The following is a 17,370-nucleotide window of genomic DNA, read 5'->3' as shown; positions in this document are numbered from 1 at the left end:
ATCATTTATGACGTTTATACAGTTTGATGCAAAAACTCATCCTGGCCGGGTGAGGGATCATAACGAGGATAATATCTTTGGTAGCGCTGATTCTCATTTGTGGATTGTTGCTGATGGTATGGGTGGTCATGCCTGTGGTGAAGTGGCCAGTGAAATTGTAGTTAAGCGTTTGCGCTCTTCCTATAACGAGGGTGAATCACTGGCATCAGCAATTGAATCCGCACACCAGGCAGTGACTATTGAAGCTGGGCTAAATGCAAAAGCCAAAGGCATGGGGGCAACGGTTGTCGCTATGAGTACTACGGGCAATCAGTATAATATTGCTTGGGTAGGTGATAGTCGTGCTTATCGTTTACGTGATAACCAGTTAGAGTTGTTGACCAGAGATCATTCGTATTTGGAATGGTTAAAAGATAATGGCATTACCGTAGAGGAAGCGCGTAAACATCCTAAACGCAATGTGATTACCCAAAGTATTGGTGTCGGAGAACCTAATCCTGATTCAATCAAAGGCGATGCTCGTTCTGGTGATCGCTATTTGTTATGCAGTGATGGCTTAAATGATGAGCTCACTGATGAAGAGATTTGTACATTATTACGTTCGCCTGATAATAGCGAAACTGTTACCCAGCGTTTGATTAATGAGGCGTTGGAGAAGGGTGGTAGGGATAATATCAGTGTGATTGTAGTTGATATCGACCCGCAAAGTCGTAAGGCCGCTAGTCCCTTACAGGGGTTGCAGCAGTCGTTATCGACTGAACAGGCTAAAAAAACGTGGCTCCCTATAGTTGGTGGCATCGTTGCAGCAGTTGTTTTTGCACTGGTGCTGGTATTAGTGCGGTAGCGGTAAATTACCGATCAAAACGTAGGGCAAAGGGGTGTAGTATTACACCTGATCTGTCCGGTAAATTTTAAGATTGAAAAATAGGTGCGAAGCAATGACATCAAGTGAGACTTCTCAAGCCAGTGGCATCATGCTTAAGTCTTTGGGTGGTGATGAACCCTTTGAAGTTAACGGTGAAGTGATAGTCGGTCGAGGCTCTGCCAGTGATCTGGTGATTGATCAGGATCGACTTTCTCGTAAGCATGCCCGACTTTCGGCTGGCGATGGTGCGGTATTGGTTGAAGATTTGGGTTCTACTAATGGTACTTATGTAAATGATACTAAAGTAGATGGGCCGGTATTAGCTAAAAATGGCGACATTATTAAGTTTGATAGTTTTGCTTATGAAGTGTCGGTGATTGGCGGTATTGATGATACTGATGCCACCATTTCGGGTGACGTGACGTCCAACGAAGAAGTGTTGGAGGCTAAAACACAGGTATTTACGCCACCTAAAAGCTGGGCTTTGGATACAAATCAATCAACTGAAGGTACTCAAGTCATGTCTGTGGACATGATGAGAAAAAATACAGCGGCTGATACTGGCGATGAGGTTGTTGATGATATTGATGTCGATGTGCCTGTGCTTGTTTGTCTGGGTGGCGACCTTAAAGGTAAGGTTTTTAAATTCAATACGCGCGATAAATTGACAAAATGGGAAATTGGTCGGGCCGATAGCTGTGAAATACAAATTGATGATGGCAGTGTTTCAACCAACCATGCGCAGTTGATTCATGAGGGTAAACGTTGGAAGTTGATCGATTTAATGTCGGCCAATGGTACTTATGTTAATGACAATAAAGGACTCACCAGTTATCTAAGTTCTGGTGATAAGGTGCGCTTTGGTCAGGTAGAGTTTCTGTTTAAGTTAAGCAGTGAAGAGAATACCGGGCCGATGAAAAAGGTTGTGACTGATACAGATAAAGAAAAATCTTCTGGCATGCCTACCTGGGTGTTAGCTATAGGTGCTTTTGTTATCACTGCAGCAATTTTATATTTTGCGCTAGCTTAGTAAATTGTAAGCCCAAGCCAATAAGGGGGCTTCTTTCCTTATTGGCTTCTCTCCCCATTCCCCCCCCCCCCTTCTTTTTCTAATTATCAAATAATTGTCTTTACTAGTTAGGCGCTTGAGGCCACCTGCAATGTTGAATGATAAGGAGCCAGCTGGTTGATTGGCTTGTGCTTGGGTTATAAGCCCATCACCGCTAGAGTCTAATAGACGGTATTTCGGCATTGGCAATCTTAAAATCACTTTACATAGAGTTTTGATATGATTGTTTTTAATACTTAATACAGCCCCGTCTTCAGTGGGTAGTTGTTTGCTTTTGAATTCGGTGGCTATTAAAAAATACTATAAATATAGGCTGAAATAATAAGGGCTATGGAAACTTCCATAAAAATAATAAAGCCATGGCAGCTAATGGCCAGACAAATTGATTTGCCATTAGCTACGGCTATTTGGGTTTTGGGCGCGCATGCTTTCACATTATTATCGCCATTAATTCTGATTTGGGCTGTTTACTACTATTGGGAGCATCTCCAGCAAATATTGTACGCGCCTGAATTGCTATATTTTAGTGCGGTTTTGATGATGATAGGGAGTGCATTTGAAATTGCTGATAATACTTTTGATCGATGGTATTTATCAGGCTTTACCCCTACGCTATGTGACTGGCTTTTTAGTAGCTGTATTGTTTTATCGTTGGCATTGAATGTCATTGCCTGTGTTGGTCAGTATCAGTGGCTGGTTTTTTTGTCGTTGGCGCTGGTTTTGGCTTTTTCAATAATGTATTTATTTGATTGGCCAAAAGAAATTGCCCGGGGCAGTCTGGGTGTTATTTCTTGCGCTAGCCTCTATAGCGTTGTTGGCGACCCAGTGGTGTTTTTGCCGTTGCTGACGACATTTTTAACGGTGTATTTTTTTGGTATTTTACAATCCACGCTTGCCCAATCGATGCACGGTTTTACAACTATTGTGAATGCCTTTGGCGTTTTTTGTTTACCGTGGGCTTTTTATAACTCCGCGATTGGAGAGCCAGCGAGTGTGATGTGGGTGATCACTGTGTCAACCGTTATTGTGGGTTCGGTTTTATTACTAAAGCCCGTTTTGTTAGATCTATCTGCAACAAGTAGAAAGTCATAAAGAGAGTAATAATATGGATCGAAATACTGCTGTTCGCTTGGGCCAAGAAGCCATCAAGCGGAATAATAAAAAATTAATTGATGCTGTGTTAGCGATTAAAGCTGAACGACCAGAGTTAAAGCCTAAACCGGTTGATCAATTACCGTTGATTGGGGTGACCTGTGCCACCGGTTGGGAGTGTTATGCCATCGTTGAAGAATTGTGTAATACCGGTTTGTTTCGCGTACGGGCGATGTACCGTACGCCGGGTACCACGGCAGAAAAACGCTTACAAAAATTACTTTCAAAGGTGGAGCAATCCTCTCCTGGTTTACTCACCCTGCGCCCGCACACCGATATGAATTCAGAAGACGTGCTTACAGAAGCATTTGCAGGATGTGAAGGCGTGGTGATCTATGTTACTGCGAATACCAGCAAGGCTGGAAAAATTACTAATCATGGTAATGACCCCGCTGGTGGTCGTGCTGCAGTGATGAAGCAGGTTCAAGCTGTTGCTGCCGCAATGCATGCTAATGGAGTAAAACACGGAGTGACGTTAGTATTTCCTACTGACAAAGTTCGCGGCATTGTTGATGAGGCACCAGAGGCACCATGGTGGATTCAGCAGCGTCATCGAATTTCAGATTTCCTTAGAGAGCAGGGGTTAAATATTACCTGTATTCATCGACCTGCATACTATTACGGCATGCACCGCGTTGATCATACCGCGACTGAGGATTTTAGGGGTGATACCGCCATGTCCCGCAATTTGATACATGAAGATTATATGCCCTGCATTATGGAAAAGGATTTTATGGTTAACTGGGTAGATGTTCGTGATGTGGGCAAGTGGGTGGGGACTTGTTTTGAGTTCCCTGAAGTCTTTTCCAATCAGAATTTTTCTGTGGCTTCCTGCGCATTAACCGGAGAGCAGCGTTCAGCGATGGCAGAAAAACTTAATAAGCATGGCACTACGTTTAAATTCAAACGCTTCCCTCCTTTTGTGATGCGCATGATTTCCTTATACAACAATGAGGTAATCTATCCTTTGCGTTATACCCAGTGGTATAACGATGGGGCCAATGGTTATGACTTTGCTTCAGAAGAGGATTTAGCTGATCTGGATAGAATACATCCGCGCTGGACATTTGATAAAAAACTGCAGGCCTGGGGGATTGATGAGATTAAGCCGGCAAAGGGAGGGCGTTAGAAACTGAAATAAAAAAGCCGAGCTAGGCTCGGCTTTGGGGGGAAGTATAATTGATCAGTGTTGAATAGAGCGACGGCTCACACCAACAGCAATTAAGCCTAAGGCTAAAAGCGCTAATGAGCCTGGCTCTGGTACTGAAGCAACATCGGCAGTATTTACTGTCAATGTAGAACTGCCCACATAGAAATCACCCAGGCCAGAAATGCTGACATTCAAAAAGCCGTCTACATTCAGAGAAGCAATCGCCTCAATTTCAAGGTCGTTAACCCAGCCAGGTGTGGCCGAACCCCAAATTGCACCCCAAGTGCCACCAGTATCAAAATCCAGATTTTCAACTACGATAACAGCGCCTTCACCCCATCTATCACCATCATCAGAGATGTCGATGCTGAGGCTGCCGCTAATCGCAGTTCCTGGTACAAAGACAGGGAATTCGTCGTTGATGTTGTGTTGATACTCGAGCGTTGACCATGAAATAGCCTGGTCGACATCTTCCACATCGATTATTTGTCCAGCCTGTACGGCTGAAGCACAAGTCAGAACCAGTGCGGGAACCGCAATGACAGACTTGATTAATTGTTTAAACATAATAGCTCTCCTTTAATATCTTCAAGTTACGTAACCTCGCAAAGGAAAAGTAACTAAAGACATGTGTTTCTTTGTCCTTATTTCCCACAGTCGGTTTTGTATCCATATATACATCTAAATTAACTTATTGAATAAGTCGGGAAACTTACAATATAAGTTGTGGAAGTATATGCACAAAACAAACCAGTTTTTAAAAATATATATTTTCAATTGCTTATAGTATTTTTTGGTCTTTTGATAAGTTTTTTTGTAAAGAAAATCGACTTGGATAATGGCATAGACAGGGCGGGGTTTATGTCATCAAACCTGGTAGAAACTAATGTTAAAGCGTTATTTTTTTAGCTTGGCAATCCATTTCCCTAGCGTGCTTTGTTCTGCTTGCTGCAAAAACTTCCCCATGCCAGCACTATCAGCCTGGGCTTGAACCACTTCCACGCTGATTCTGGTGTGGTTATTGTCTTCGGCAAAATCCTCAACATTGCTTACTGCAAATTTGCGTACAAATTTAGGGGCTTTGGCGATGGTTTCGAGAGCCTCCAAATCCCAGTCCATGCTGATAGTTAATCCGTATTTTTCTTTGGCGAGTTTGCTAACTTTGTCGTTGCGGTTTTCGGCTCTGGCTTGTTTGGCTTTTTGTCTGTCCCAATACGGTGAGTCGACGGGGCGGGTGGCTTCATAAATGCCTTTGACATCGGGTCGGCTGCCAAGAATATCAATCAGGCCATCAGCCCACTTGCTGGGGATAATGACAAACAGTTCGCTCTCTTTGAGTTTGTTGTTATTGCGGCCACCTACATCACCGGGAGTGATAATGACGTTGTCATTGTAGAACGGGTAACAAACATATCGGAGCAGTAGGAGTTTCCCGCGGCAGTCTCCGGGCGAGTACCGTCTTTTACTGCCGCGCTGCGCTGATCAATCCAGCGACACCGGGAGTGCAAACCACTACGATCCAGTCGATATTAATACCGGCTGGCACATCATCCAGTGGTGCTGCACCGAAGCCTTTAACGGTGCCTTGGGGCAAAATATATTCACCGGAATTAAAGGTGTAAGCGGCATCGACGTTGTAGGCGGGAATGTAATCGGTCAGCAATCGTCCTGACTGGATTTGCTCATTGCCCTCATGCACACCGGTGATATAGGCGCCGTGAATACAGTCTTGATGCTCGCGATCAAAATACACCCGCTTGCCATCGTCCATGGCGTGACGAAGAATTTGGCAGGGGTCGACTTTGATACCGTTATAAGAGTTAGGTATCTCAGTAGAAAATTTGGTAATGGCTACTGGCTTACCTCTGATCTTACCTTCCAATACTTCGCAAATACCCGGAATGTTCATCTGCTCGCCTCCTTTAGGGGGAGTTGTTTCAATTAGGATGCGGTGTATGATATGTGTAATTACATATATATGCACCAGACACTTGGTTAAGATTTGTGAGCCTTCTTTATGTCATCTAGCAAAATACCTGATACGGAACTCCCATTAGGGGTGAGTCAGTCGGTGGATCTCTATTTACTCCCCTACTTAATGAATCGCTTGGCGAACAAGGTAAATCAGTTGTGGTTGCAGGAGTTGCGACCGCAGGGTTTAACTATCCAGCGTTGGCAGGTGTTGTCCATATTGATGGTGATGGATGGCAGCCGGGTGGGTGTTTTAGCTGAGATGGCCGGTGCGGAGCAGGCCGTTCTCAGTCGAGTGATTGATCAAATGCAGCGCGATGGGTTGGTGCGGCGGAAGGTCGCAGCGAAGGATAGTCGGGTAAAGGAAGTAAGGATTACCCGGCAAGGGCGTGAGATATATCGGCGCTTGCTGCCAAAAGCGACAGCCCATGTAGATCGCCTGACTAACAGTATCGGCCCAGACAAGGCTGGTCGCTTGGTTGGCGAGCTTGAGCAAATGCTCGCTAAGCTAAGTTAAAGCCTTATTGGCTGAAACTGATAAATATCAAGCGCGGAAGCCCTTTCCCGCTAATAATCCCCTCCCGGTGTTGATGCTTTGAGTGCTAATAGCTGTCAATGGTTTTAAAAGATATAAAGATATTATATTATAACAAATGACTGATGCTGCAGTCGTTATTGAGGTGTGGATTGGAATACCTATTATTGAAATTCGCTCATATCGTGGCCTTTGTCTATTGGCTTGGTGGCGACCTTGGTACCTTTTTTGGTAGCAAGTACGTGATTCAGAGTCAGTACGGGCAAGAGGCCAGAACGTTGGCTTTAAAAATTATGTTGGCTTGTGACCAAGGGCCAAAAATGGCGATGCCACTGATTTTTCCGTTGGGCCTGCACATGGCGAGTATTAGTGGGATGGTGGCAATTCCCGGTTGGTTGTTAGGGTTGGTTTGGTTGTTGGCGTTGCTGTGGTTAGCCAATGTGTTGTTTCTTTACTTCACCAGTAATGCCGCGGCAAAAGCAAAGGTTGCCCGGTTTGATTTTTGGTTTCGGATCACCGTTGTGATTGCTATAACGGCGTATTCAGTTGTCGGCTTATTGGATAGTAGTTTAATTCAGGCGCAATTTCTGCCGTTTAAAATGTTAATTTTTTCGACGTTAGTGGGTTTTGGTTTATTAGTACGAATTGCGTTAAAAGATTTTATGCCTGCTTATGCGCAATTGGTGCAAAGCGGTGCGACGGAGCAAGTGAATAAGGATATGACGCGCAGTATGAAATTAGCCAAGCCTTGGGTATGGGGTATATGGGCAGGCTTATTTGCTAATGCATTGATTGGCGTGCATGTTGTCAATGACTTGGTAGGAATGTCGGTGTTATTACTGCTTACATTGTTAACACCACTGCCGTTGTTACTGATAGCACGTAAGCGCTATTGTTAATAATAAATAAGGTTTAAAGATGAAATTATACAGTGTCCCGCATTCGCCCTATGCTTCCCGGGTTCGTATTCAGATTTATGCTAAAAACATTCCTGTTGATATCATTGCGCCAGAAGGTTTTCGTACGCCGGAATATAAAAAGGTCAATCCAACGGGCAAGGTACCCGCTTTGGATATTGGCGATATGGTGCTGCCTGAATCTGCAGTCATCATGGATTATCTGGAGGAGCGCTATCCTGAGGTGCCATTAATTCCTGCTGATGCTAAGCAGCGAATGTTAGTGAATTTATTTAGTCGGGTGCCGGATACCTATGTTTCTACCGCATTGTTTCCATTGTTTTCACAGGTTTTTCAAAAAACCGATAGTGACGAAACAATTGCGGCTAATGTCGCCAATATGAAAGCGCAATTAAAATTGCTGGATCAATTATTTGCTGATTATGGCCGGGTGGACCACGATACATTAGATTTGGCTGATTGCCATTTGGCACCCATTATGTATTTTGTATTTGAAGTGTGTGGTTGGTTCGGGGAAAAAGATCCATTGGCGGGTTGTGATAATTTACAAGCCTGGTGGCAGTGGGCCAATAATAATGAGCACATCAGTAGAGTGTTGGAAGAGATGGATACTGGCTTTAAAGCCTTTCTGGCGCGATTAAAAGGTTAACAAACCAAGAGACAGTATTATGAAAACTCACAGTTCTATCCGCGGTAAGATTTTATATTCCTCCAAGCAAGAAGCGAGAATGAATGAGGAGCGTGGTCGCGAATATTTTACCTTAACCACCCAGTCCGATGGCAATATGGTGATGTTAGCGCATTGTGAAATCGATGATAAACCTGACGTTATTCGTGATGTATGTATGGCGATGGATAAAAATGCTGCGCCTTTGGATTGCTCGGTGCGCTTGAGTGTCGGTGGTAAATTTGAAGGCACTGGCTGGATGCATTTGGGTAAAAATTATGCGGAGCTGGAAACCTATAATCAGCGCGATGGCCGGATCTCCCAGCGGCTGGAGTTGGATGAGCCGTGTAAATGGTTGCAGTCACATCCTATTGTTGGTGATGGCTTATTAATGAAACTGTTTGATTTGAGTAAAGGGCCGGGCAAGCAGCGTTTTGACAATATGCTATTAACGTCTCCCGATCACCGTGGCGCCACAGGGCCGCAATATTTCAGGTGTGGTTTTAGTCTGGTGTATGTGGGGGATGAAGAAGTCACTGTCGGGGCGGGCACTTTTGCGGCACGGCATTTTCAGGTGACTGATACTGCTGGCGAGTTACCTCAGGAGCATCCACCCTATGATGTATGGGTCACCGCTGACGATGATTATTTATTTTTAAAGGCGGGCGTTGCGGGGTATATGCAAACCCATTATGAGCTTGTGGAGCTGATGAAGGATTAATACTAAAGGCACCTGTAGGTGCCTTTTTTGCGAGTGAAGACACGTTATGGGTATAAAGACAGCGGTGATTACGGGTAGCGCCGGCGGTATCGGCGGTGGCTTGGCGCAGGCCTTCTATCGGCGTGGTTTCAACGTGGTGATCAGTGATGTAAACCAACAGCTGTTAGCCCAGCGTATAGACAGTATTGCAGGGAGTAATGCTGATGGCCGCATGCTTGCACAACCTTGTGATGTTACCGATCAGGAGCAGGTGCAGTCATTGTGGCATGCGGCCAGTGAGCGCTACGGTAATATTGATTATTGGGTGAATAATGCCGGTCTCGGTGGTACCCAAAAAAGTATTCACGAGTCGGATATTGATACTTTAATGAATATCGTCGATGTCAATATTAAAGGGGTAATGATAGGGACGCATATTGCGGTCAACGGTATGCTAAAGCAGGGCGGTGGTCGTATCTACAATACTGCGGGGATGGGCGAAAACGGTTTTACCCGCCCGACTATGGTCAGTTATGGTACCACCAAGCGCGCAGTAGGTTACTTCTCAAACGGCGTAGCCAAAGAAATTGAAGGTAGCGGTGTCACTATTGGGTGGTTGAATCCCGGTATGGTGATTACGCCGATGGTAATCAACGATGCCAAAGCGATGGGCGAACAGCGCTGGAAAAAAGAAGGGCGTGTCATGTTTCGTTTATTTGGTACTTCCCCGGAGGCGACGGGAGAGGAGTTAGTGAAAAGAATACTGGCGGATTCGCATAACGGTACGTTTATAAAACTATTAACTACACCTAAAATGTTGGCCGGTTTTATCTTCGGCTGGTTTGGTAAAGATAAATTAGTGCCATATGGTATTTAACAACGAGAATAATAAATAATGAAACTTATCTGGAAATTGATAGGCTACCCTTTCATCGCATTATTTGCTTTGATTGCTCTTTATATCCTATGGGTGCTAATTGCCTATCGCGATATCCCGATTAGTGAATTAGAGGCAAAGTATGGCGGTGGGAATGTTCAGCGCCATGAAGTGGATGGTGTTTCTTTAGCCTATAAAGTTGAAGGGGAAGGTCCGGCTATTGTTTTAATTCACTCGCACTACTGGACCATGCGTTTTTGGCAGCCCTGGGTGGATGTGCTGAAAAAAGACTACACAGTAATTCGCTATGATTTAACCAGTCATGGTCTAACGGGCCCGGATCCAACTGAAGATTATTCACGGAAAAGAGCATCGGTACTGCTGGAAAGTCTGGTCAAACATATCGGTGTAGAAAAATTCAGTTTAGTTGGTTCTTCAACCGGTGGCGCGATTGCTTTTTATTACGCGGCTACACGTCCCGAGCAGGTTCGTGATCTGGTGATGATTAACACGCCTGGTATGCCTAAGGTGTCAAATAAATATATGGAACGAGGCTTGCCCTCATGGGGCGGCTATATATTTTATCTATTACCGGAAAGTATTTTCCGGGCTTTTCTTGAGGCTCCGGTAGTTGATAAAAGTCTGATTACTGATGAGGTGATCAAAGAATTTCATGAGATGTATCGTGGCAGTGGCAATCGCATGGCTGAGTTCCATCGAATGCGTGGCTGGGAAAGGGACGATCCATCGCCTTTGCTGAAAAAAATCACCGCGCCAACGTTAATTGTTTGGGGTGAAAAAAATCCGCAGTTGCCAGTGGAGTCGGTTGCTCAGTTTGAAGAGCGTTTAGTGAATGCGCAGCGGGTTGAAAAAATAATCTATCCCTTTGTAGGTCATATAGTGCCCTTTGAGATTCCCCAGCAATCAGTGATTGATGTAGAGAAATTTATTTCTTCTAATTTGGATGTTAACGAATGATGTGCCGACTAGTTATAATTTTTGCACTGGTATTGACGGTATGGGGTTGTGCAGATGAGGTAGTGCTGCCCGAAGCGCAGCCGCTTAAGGCCTCTGCAGAAGCGTTGTCTACGTTGTATAAAATCGATAAGGGCCCTTACCAGGTCGTTAGCAGTACCGACCTGATACTGGCAGTGACGGCTGATAGTGAATTGCAGTTGTCGGTTTTTTATCCTGCTGCCGATGACGAGAAATTCCCGCTATTATTATTCTCCCATGGTAACTGGTCCGATAAAGATCAATATGATGCGGTGATCAATCACTGGGTGAGTCATGGATATGTAGTCATTGCACCTAATCATCTGGATTGTTGTAGTGCGATGCACGGCATTATCAATAGTATTCGCTACGGTCAATTTGGTTTGATTGAAGAAAGAATGCGAGACTTTGCTTTGCTGTTAGATAATTTAGATAGAGTGGAGCAATTAGTTGCCGGGCTGTCTGGAAAAATAGACCACCATCGTATTGCCGCCACCGGGCATTCTTTTGGCGCTTTTAGTGCGCAACAATTTGGCGGTGCTGGCACCTTTAATCCGGATACAGAGCAGTTTGTGTATTTTCGAGATGCTCGGATTAAAGCGATTGTGGCTATTTCACCACCGGGCCCCATGTTTGATGTTATCAATGATAAGAGTTGGCAGCAGATGGATCAGCCAATGTTATTGACCACCGGTACCTGGGATTCAAATGCCCGGTTTTGGCCCGACTGGCGATTACATAAGATGTCTTTTGATACCGCGACGCCCGGGGTAAATTACGCATTGATTACTCAGGGAGCGGATCATTATTTAGGGAATTTAATTTGTCGCTTGGATCGTGAGCAGGTTGCGCAACATGACGCACTAAAAATGTTGAATGTGACTACTATCGCTTTTCTCGATGCCTATGTAAAAGAGTTGCCCGCAGCCAAGGAGTTTATAGTGAGTGATAGTCTGGCAGTTGTTAGCGATGGCTTTTCGGTTATAGAGCGACGCTAAACTTTAGTGATGGCTATTTAATTCGGGGTCAACTCCCAAAAAAAAAGGCCACATGATTATGTGGCCTTTTTTTTTGGTGACAATGAAAAAACTATTTAGCGTCAAAGGTAATATTCATCTCTTTCATTGCATTCACAAAATAGGATTTCACGTATTTAGGTTCGCTAGCAAATTTTGGGTTGCGCAAGCGGGGAATAACTTCTTCCATAATGCAGCGTAATTCCAGGCGGGCCAAGTGAGAGCCAATGCAAAAATGCTGCCCAATACCAAAGGAGCGTAGGTCTTTCGCCAGGCTAGGCATTCTTTCTGCGCGGCGCACATCAAACGTCATGGCATCCTCACCAAATACGGTTTCGTCGTGATTGGCGGCGTGATAGTGTAAAACAATTTTATCGCCTTTTTTGATTTGCTGGCCGGCTAGCTCTACATCTTCCATCGCAGTGCGGCGCATTTGAATAAAAGCCGTGTTATAACGCAGCATTTCTTCACAGGCGTCCGAAATTTTATCAGGGTTTTCTACCAGATATTGCAGCTGCTCAGGATGTTCCATTAACAAACGCATGCCTTGTGCTGTCACCGTGCGCGTACTTTCATTACCGCCAACGAGAATCAACACAAACATCCAGCCAAACTCTTCTTCGCTAATATGCTGACCGTCAATTTCACCATCTAATAATGCACCGGTGATGTTGTTCATGGGGACTTCTTTGTGCTTGGCAGCCAGACCCATGGCATAACCGATAACTTCAGCTGCAGCTAGCTGGCCCTCCAGTTCCGAGGTCGACATATCAGGATCATCAGCAAAAATCATCGTGTTAGTCCAATCAAAAAACTTTTTCCGATCATCCAGATCAACACCCATTAAATCGAGAATGGCGAGCAATGGTAGTTCTCCAGCGACTTCTTCGACAAATTCGCAGCGGCCTTTTTTAACCACGGCATCAACAATACTTTTAGCGTGTTTTCTGAACAGCGGCTCGTAAGAGTCGACAGTTTTGGGAGTGAATGCATTACGGACTATGCGGCGTACTTTTTGGTGGGTCGGCGGGTCCATATTGATAATGGTTTTATGGTGAATACCTTCTACCATTTCCTGTTCGAATTCCATTGGGAATGCAGAGCGCGCTGCAGAAGAAAAGAGGGCTGGGTTCTTGGAGACAAAATCCATCTCGGCTATTTTGGTGACTGCCCAGTAAGGGACACCGGTAATCGGGTCTTCCATTTTAATAACCGCACCATGATCTCGCATTGCTTTAAGTTCTTGGTAAGGCATGCCGTTGGCATAAGTGTTAGGGTCTACCAGATTGGAAAATGGACACTGGCTCATAGTGATGGCTCCGCGAAACTAGGCTTGTAAAGGGTTAACGGCATTGAGTCTACTGAATTGCCGTTAAAACACCAGCAATAGGGGGGCAGGTTAACGTAACGTAATTTCTTCGTGCCTCTTCCCTCGCGGGTGTAAATGTTTCTACAATGGGGGATGCAAATAAAAATTCTAGTTTTAACCCTAGCGCTATTCGCGGTGTCTGGCCATTTGTGGGCGGAGTGCCAATTTAATCAGCTGTGTGAGCAGCGCATATTAAAGTCGGAAAACAGTGATAGGGTAGAGCTTCCTATTAAGTCCGAGCAGCCGGCTTCCTTGTGGATAGATTCCAGTCATAGTTATGTGTCCAACTCCGCCGATAATTTAGCCACATGGATTGATCGGTTTTTTGGCGATGCCAGTGAAGAGGAGGAAGCTGCCTACTCATCTCTACGTTTGACCGTGGAAGAGGAGTGGGAAGAGTACGAGGGCAATAGCGGTGCTGTTCGCCTGCGAGGGAAGGTTCACTTGCCTCAGCTTAATGAGCGCTTAAGCTTGGTTTTTGCCGATGAAAAGTCTGAAGACGGCAGTGAAGTCGAGCGAATTGGGCTGCAGGATAATAAGGAAAACACCAGCTTGGCCTTGCAGTATGATGCGCTGGAAAAAACCAATTCGCGGTTGGATTTCCGTCTCAGTATGCGCTCATCATTGAAAGCCAGGGTGTACGCACGTTATCGCTATGATGTGCCCGTCGCACCGGACTCCCCTTATCGTCATCGTTTTATCGAAAAGTTGTACTTTATCGATGGCGAAGGTTTTGGTCTCGATAGTCGCTATCAATTGGACCGAGTAATTACTGATACGCGATTATTGAGTTGGTCAAATCGGGCAGAATTTGCCGAAGAAACCGATGGCGTTGAGTGGTCAAGCACTACGACGATTTCACAGCGGTTGGAGCAGCAGGCTGCTATTTCCAGTTTTGTCTGGATCAGCGGAGAAACCCGACCTGAAAATTTAACCAAAAGTTATGGCCTTGGGGTGCGCTACCGTAGTAGCTTTTTCCGATCCTGGTTATTTTATGAAATTGAGCCAGCGTATGGGTGGCTTCGTGACGATATAGAAGCTAACCGGAAGGGGACAGCGTTGTTTTCCATCCGGTTAGAAATTTTACTTGATGACCTTTAGGGTTTGCAGCATCAGTGTTCCGCCAACAGCGAGCCAAAGCCGCGAATACGGTCGGGAATACCATTGCTGCGCAGCGCATGCCAGAACGTGAGGGCGTTGATAGCAAGCACAGGTTTTCCTAGTTCTTGCTCTAACTGGGCGGCCAGTTCGACAAAGTGCAAATTGGTACCTGCCTGCAATATCAAATCGACATCGTCGCCATCAACTTCTTTGACCAGTTCCCGGGTTCGTTGCGACGTTTCGTGAGCGATCTCTTCCGGGCCAGGCGAGCAGTGGCCTTTGATGCGCACTACTTCATAGCCGATATCTCCCAGAAACTTCACTACCATGCTGTCGCCGACCGGCATATAGGGGCTGATACAGGCAATCTTTTTCACTCCGGGATAGCAGGCCAATGCATCCTGAATGGCTTGCGCGCCGAAGGTAATGCCGCAGCCGCCTTCAGCCTGAGCAATATCGTTATAGCGTTTGAATTCTTTATCCGAGCGCTCCTTACCGTCCCAGAAGGTTTCTGCTGAATAACCAAAAATAACGTGGTCAGGGCGCAGGCTCATGGCATGGCGTAAACCCTCTTCGGTGGCGCTACCAATGGCTTTAACCATGGCGACAAAACCTTCCTCATCGGTTACTTTCATCGATGGTATATTGCAGGGGCGAGTGGCTAGTACCACGCCGGTTGGCTTCATCATATGGTATTCAGTTTCCACTGCGGTATTAGTGGAAGGAACCAGAACCGCAAATTTCTTGCGGTAGCCGTAGTAATCGGTGCCGTATTCAAATGACATGGCCTTAAACTCCTATCGATGGTATCGAGTGTTGGGAAATATCTGCTTGCGCAATTGTTGAAGCAGGATATTATAAAGTTATAACAATAGTATTAATGCTAACTATACCAGACCTTTTTACAGGCGCAATGGGCGTAATAGCCGGAGCAGCTATATTGTAAGTTTGGTTGATATGGAGCTTGTATATATGACAATAGCAGCAGATCAAAAAGTCGCTTTAGTGACCGGGGCTAACCGTGGAATTGGTTATGAAACGGCCCGATTGCTAGCTAAGCAGGGTATTCATGTGCTGGCTACGGCCCGTGATGCCCAGAAAGGGCAATTATTGCTAGAACGTTTGGACGGGGAGGATCTCAGTATTAGCACCTTTCCATACGAGGCGAGTGATCCCGCTTCGGCGCAAGCGCTGTTCAAGTATGTGCAAAAGACCTACGGTAGGCTGGATATTTTGGTCAACAATGCCGGTATTGCCCCGGACCAGTGGCAATCAGGTTTTCAGCTAAGCACCGATGTATTTAAGCAGGTGATGGAGATTAATGTGTATGCCCCCTTGCAGCTGATCCAGTTGTTTATGCCTTTGATGAAGCAGCAGGGCTATGGGCGTATTGTTAATTTATCTACGGAGCTGGCTTCTCTGACTAATTCTGAAATGGGTTCAACGCTGGCTTATCGCACTTCCAAAGGGGCTCTCAATACCCTGACTAAATTGCTGGCACTGGAGCTAAAAGAATACCCTGATATTAAAATCAACGCGGCGGCCCCCGGCTGGTGCAAAACAGCCTTGGGGGGCGACGATGCACCGCGCAGTGCTGAAGAGGGCGCAGATACAGTGGTGTGGTTAGCTACTCTGGATGACAATGGTCCTAGCGGTGGTTTCTACCGGGACCGGGCGATTTACCCCTGGTAGCGGCGGGGTTTATTTCAGCCATAAAAAAACGCCCATAAAGGGCGTTTAAAAATATACTGCTGGGCTGAGACCGAGATGATGTACTGCATTTGATGGCTAAATAATAGTCATTAATTGCTGCTCACGGTATGGGTAATTACCGCGACCATTGTAAGGATATATACCTAAACTGGCGTGATTCGGATCACATATTTAATAAGCTTGCCGTTTTGGAGTCTTTAGCGGCGAGGGTTTAGCAAAATGGCAGCCATAAAAAAGCACCCAAAGAGGGTGCTAAAAGGGATAAAACATGAGACTTGGATGGAACTGATACTGCTACTTTTTGCTACAACTATCGTTCATAACTACAACAAAAAGCGTTAACCGGTACTGCTAGTTTCATAACCACGTTGGTAGCGGTGGTTAACTGCCGATGGTTGAATAATAGGACAGCTACCAGCGGTAAAAAATCCGTAAATACCGATAATGGCGGCGGAATATACCTATTGGCAGTCGTATTATTTTTTAATGATTTAATAAAATTCTTTATTTTTCAATGTCTTGCTGGGTTTCTGTGGCGCGGTTGTGGATTCTGGTTTGTCGTCTGCTCCGTGTTAGGTTTGTGCGTCAGGTCGCATTTTTCATGGGTTATTGCTGATCTATCTGACTGCCTAAGCGGATTAAACCCCGGAGAATAATTCCTGCACCAGAAACTCTGCTTGCTGACTTGCCAGTTTAGTGTCGTCGGCATTGGCTATCACTAGCGCGGCTTCGGCAAAGGCGGCCATCATCATTCTACTTAACAGCTGTTGTCGGTAATGATTGGGGGCATTATCCCGGCTAAATAGCTGTTGTGCTTTTCGCGTAACAGCACTGTCTTGCCAGCGGTCACGGCCTAAAACATTGGGGCTGTCAAGTAATACAATGCGGCGGAAGCGCTCGTCCTCACACAATTTTAGAAACGCCCGCCAGTTGGCCATGACATCTTTGCTGTGTTCATGACGATAAACCTCCTCAAGAATACGCTGCTCCATGCATTCATTAACCGCGGCAAAAAGTGCTTTTTTATTGCCGAAGTAATGGTAGATAGGGCGGGTAGTGAGGCCGCAATCATTGGCGATATCTTCCAGTGACGTACTGTGATAACCCTGATCGCCAAATAAACGGCAGGCGCTGTCGAGCACTTGCTGAAAGGTTTCTGTGCGCCGTTCGGCTTGGCTGCGGCGCTGCTTGGCGGGTTTAGCTGACATGCTTGTAATGTTCCGCTGGTTGACTTATGCAATCTTATTGCATAACTTGCGCAATGTCATTACA

General features: G+C 45.5%; 19 protein-coding genes. 13 read left to right on the top strand and 6 right to left on the bottom strand.

What is annotated here, in order from left to right; translation table 11 throughout:
• The first annotated feature begins 7 nt into the window (after nt 1–7).
• The 4 genes from UNITIG_RS07380 to UNITIG_RS07360 all read left to right on the top strand — a co-directional run bounded on the left by UNITIG_RS07380 (nt 8) and on the right by UNITIG_RS07360 (nt 4,215).
• Nucleotides 8–844 carry a PP2C family serine/threonine-protein phosphatase gene (locus UNITIG_RS07380; protein ID WP_101757803.1) on the top strand — a complete coding sequence of 279 codons (837 nt, stop codon included), beginning with the start codon at nt 8–10 and terminating at the stop codon, nt 842–844.
• 94 nt (nt 845–938) lie between these two features.
• On the top strand, nt 939–1,895 hold the full coding sequence (locus UNITIG_RS07375; RefSeq protein ID WP_101757802.1) for an FHA domain-containing protein: 957 nt from the start codon (nt 939–941) through the stop codon (nt 1,893–1,895).
• Nucleotides 1,896–2,303: 408 nt separating this feature from the next.
• Nucleotides 2,304–3,026, top strand: a complete 723-nt coding sequence (locus tag UNITIG_RS07365; protein WP_101757800.1) for a hypothetical protein — start codon at nt 2,304–2,306, stop codon at nt 3,024–3,026.
• A gap of 13 nt (nt 3,027–3,039) precedes the next feature.
• Entirely contained in the window at nt 3,040–4,215 is a 1,176-nt protein-coding gene (locus UNITIG_RS07360) for an NmrA family NAD(P)-binding protein (RefSeq protein WP_101757799.1), read from the top strand.
• Between the two features lie 54 nt (nt 4,216–4,269).
• Here the strand turns inward: UNITIG_RS07360 and UNITIG_RS07355 are convergent, their stop codons facing one another.
• From UNITIG_RS07355 to UNITIG_RS07340, 3 genes are all read right to left on the bottom strand, one after another.
• The gene (locus tag UNITIG_RS07355; protein ID WP_101757798.1) at nt 4,270–4,803 is read right to left on the bottom strand and encodes a PEP-CTERM sorting domain-containing protein; all 534 of its coding nucleotides are present in this window, start codon (nt 4,801–4,803) and stop codon (nt 4,270–4,272) included.
• Nucleotides 4,804–5,133: 330 nt separating this feature from the next.
• On the bottom strand, nt 5,134–5,355 hold the full coding sequence (locus UNITIG_RS07345) for a PCP reductase family protein (RefSeq protein WP_101757796.1): 222 nt from the start codon (nt 5,353–5,355) through the stop codon (nt 5,134–5,136).
• A 343-nt stretch (nt 5,356–5,698) separates the two neighbouring features.
• Nucleotides 5,699–6,145 (bottom strand): DUF169 domain-containing protein, encoded by a 447-nt coding sequence (locus UNITIG_RS07340; protein ID WP_101757795.1) that lies wholly within the window; start codon nt 6,143–6,145, stop codon nt 5,699–5,701.
• A gap of 108 nt (nt 6,146–6,253) precedes the next feature.
• Here UNITIG_RS07340 and UNITIG_RS07335 point away from each other — a divergent pair, with 108 nt between their 5' ends.
• The 7 genes from UNITIG_RS07335 (at nt 6,254) to UNITIG_RS07305 (ending at nt 11,897) form a co-directional block, all read left to right on the top strand.
• Nucleotides 6,254–6,724 (top strand): MarR family winged helix-turn-helix transcriptional regulator, encoded by a 471-nt coding sequence (locus UNITIG_RS07335; protein WP_101757794.1) that lies wholly within the window; start codon nt 6,254–6,256, stop codon nt 6,722–6,724.
• Between the two features lie 170 nt (nt 6,725–6,894).
• On the top strand, nt 6,895–7,641 hold the full coding sequence (locus tag UNITIG_RS07330) for a hypothetical protein (protein ID WP_101757793.1): 747 nt from the start codon (nt 6,895–6,897) through the stop codon (nt 7,639–7,641).
• A gap of 19 nt (nt 7,642–7,660) precedes the next feature.
• Entirely contained in the window at nt 7,661–8,308 is a 648-nt protein-coding gene (locus UNITIG_RS07325) for a glutathione S-transferase family protein (RefSeq protein ID WP_101757792.1), read from the top strand.
• Nucleotides 8,309–8,327: 19 nt separating this feature from the next.
• Nucleotides 8,328–9,047: a hypothetical protein gene (locus tag UNITIG_RS07320; RefSeq protein WP_101757791.1), complete on the top strand. Its 720-nt coding sequence runs from the start codon at nt 8,328–8,330 to the stop codon at nt 9,045–9,047.
• A gap of 46 nt (nt 9,048–9,093) precedes the next feature.
• Nucleotides 9,094–9,903 carry an SDR family oxidoreductase gene (locus UNITIG_RS07315; RefSeq protein WP_101757790.1) on the top strand — a complete coding sequence of 270 codons (810 nt, stop codon included), beginning with the start codon at nt 9,094–9,096 and terminating at the stop codon, nt 9,901–9,903.
• 18 nt (nt 9,904–9,921) lie between these two features.
• Nucleotides 9,922–10,881, top strand: coding sequence for an alpha/beta fold hydrolase (locus UNITIG_RS07310; RefSeq protein WP_101757789.1), 960 nt, complete (start codon nt 9,922–9,924; stop codon nt 10,879–10,881).
• Nucleotides 10,878–11,897, top strand: coding sequence for an alpha/beta fold hydrolase (locus UNITIG_RS07305; protein WP_101757788.1), 1,020 nt, complete (start codon nt 10,878–10,880; stop codon nt 11,895–11,897). The genes UNITIG_RS07310 and UNITIG_RS07305 overlap by 4 nt, the downstream gene beginning before the upstream one ends.
• A gap of 91 nt (nt 11,898–11,988) precedes the next feature.
• Here the strand turns inward: UNITIG_RS07305 and UNITIG_RS07300 are convergent, their stop codons facing one another.
• Nucleotides 11,989–13,224, bottom strand: a complete 1,236-nt coding sequence (locus UNITIG_RS07300; protein ID WP_101757787.1) for a cytochrome P450 — start codon at nt 13,222–13,224, stop codon at nt 11,989–11,991.
• A 195-nt stretch (nt 13,225–13,419) separates the two neighbouring features.
• Between UNITIG_RS07300 and UNITIG_RS07295 the strand changes: the two genes are divergently transcribed.
• The gene (locus UNITIG_RS07295; RefSeq protein WP_159931119.1) at nt 13,420–14,385 is read left to right on the top strand and encodes a hypothetical protein; all 966 of its coding nucleotides are present in this window, start codon (nt 13,420–13,422) and stop codon (nt 14,383–14,385) included.
• Between the two features lie 11 nt (nt 14,386–14,396).
• On the opposite strand, the gene UNITIG_RS07290 is transcribed toward UNITIG_RS07295, so the two are convergent.
• The gene (locus tag UNITIG_RS07290; protein ID WP_101757785.1) at nt 14,397–15,170 is read right to left on the bottom strand and encodes an arylmalonate decarboxylase; all 774 of its coding nucleotides are present in this window, start codon (nt 15,168–15,170) and stop codon (nt 14,397–14,399) included.
• Between the two features lie 187 nt (nt 15,171–15,357).
• On the opposite strand from UNITIG_RS07290, the gene UNITIG_RS07285 reads away from it, so the two are divergent.
• Entirely contained in the window at nt 15,358–16,077 is a 720-nt protein-coding gene (locus UNITIG_RS07285) for an SDR family oxidoreductase (RefSeq protein ID WP_200821218.1), read from the top strand.
• A gap of 659 nt (nt 16,078–16,736) precedes the next feature.
• Here UNITIG_RS07285 and UNITIG_RS07280 read toward each other — a convergent pair.
• A complete protein-coding gene (locus UNITIG_RS07280) occupies nt 16,737–17,306 on the bottom strand; it encodes a TetR/AcrR family transcriptional regulator (RefSeq protein WP_101757784.1) in 570 nt (189 codons plus the stop codon).
• Between the last annotated feature and the right edge of the window lie 64 nt (nt 17,307–17,370).

This window comes from Oceanicoccus sp. KOV_DT_Chl, from assembly GCF_900120175.1.
In the GTDB taxonomy this organism is placed as follows: Bacteria; Pseudomonadota; Gammaproteobacteria; order Pseudomonadales; family Dasaniaceae; genus Oceanicoccus.
This window is presented reverse-complemented; position numbering and strand designations above follow the sequence as displayed.

Bases quoted from the DNA above. Each gene is read 5' to 3' on its own strand.
- UNITIG_RS07360 (WP_101757799.1), top strand. From the start codon at position 3,040: ATGGATCGAAATACTGCTGTTCGCTTGGGCCAAGAAGCCATCAAGCGG.
- UNITIG_RS07305 (WP_101757788.1), top strand. From the start codon at position 10,878: ATGATGTGCCGACTAGTTATAATTTTTGCACTGGTATTGACGGTATGG.
- UNITIG_RS07355 (WP_101757798.1), bottom strand. From the start codon at position 4,803: ATGTTTAAACAATTAATCAAGTCTGTCATTGCGGTTCCCGCACTGGTT.
- UNITIG_RS07315 (WP_101757790.1), top strand. From the start codon at position 9,094: ATGGGTATAAAGACAGCGGTGATTACGGGTAGCGCCGGCGGTATCGGC.
- UNITIG_RS07365 (WP_101757800.1), top strand. From the start codon at position 2,304: ATGGCCAGACAAATTGATTTGCCATTAGCTACGGCTATTTGGGTTTTG.
- UNITIG_RS07310 (WP_101757789.1), top strand. From the start codon at position 9,922: ATGAAACTTATCTGGAAATTGATAGGCTACCCTTTCATCGCATTATTT.
- UNITIG_RS07340 (WP_101757795.1), bottom strand. From the start codon at position 6,145: ATGAACATTCCGGGTATTTGCGAAGTATTGGAAGGTAAGATCAGAGGT.
- UNITIG_RS07285 (WP_200821218.1), top strand. From the start codon at position 15,358: ATGACAATAGCAGCAGATCAAAAAGTCGCTTTAGTGACCGGGGCTAAC.
- UNITIG_RS07335 (WP_101757794.1), top strand. From the start codon at position 6,254: ATGTCATCTAGCAAAATACCTGATACGGAACTCCCATTAGGGGTGAGT.
- UNITIG_RS07290 (WP_101757785.1), bottom strand. From the start codon at position 15,170: ATGTCATTTGAATACGGCACCGATTACTACGGCTACCGCAAGAAATTT.
- UNITIG_RS07320 (WP_101757791.1), top strand. From the start codon at position 8,328: ATGAAAACTCACAGTTCTATCCGCGGTAAGATTTTATATTCCTCCAAG.
- UNITIG_RS07280 (WP_101757784.1), bottom strand. From the start codon at position 17,306: ATGTCAGCTAAACCCGCCAAGCAGCGCCGCAGCCAAGCCGAACGGCGC.
- UNITIG_RS07375 (WP_101757802.1), top strand. From the start codon at position 939: ATGACATCAAGTGAGACTTCTCAAGCCAGTGGCATCATGCTTAAGTCT.
- UNITIG_RS07380 (WP_101757803.1), top strand. From the start codon at position 8: ATGACGTTTATACAGTTTGATGCAAAAACTCATCCTGGCCGGGTGAGG.
- UNITIG_RS07345 (WP_101757796.1), bottom strand. From the start codon at position 5,355: ATGGACTGGGATTTGGAGGCTCTCGAAACCATCGCCAAAGCCCCTAAA.
- UNITIG_RS07300 (WP_101757787.1), bottom strand. From the start codon at position 13,224: ATGAGCCAGTGTCCATTTTCCAATCTGGTAGACCCTAACACTTATGCC.
- UNITIG_RS07325 (WP_101757792.1), top strand. From the start codon at position 7,661: ATGAAATTATACAGTGTCCCGCATTCGCCCTATGCTTCCCGGGTTCGT.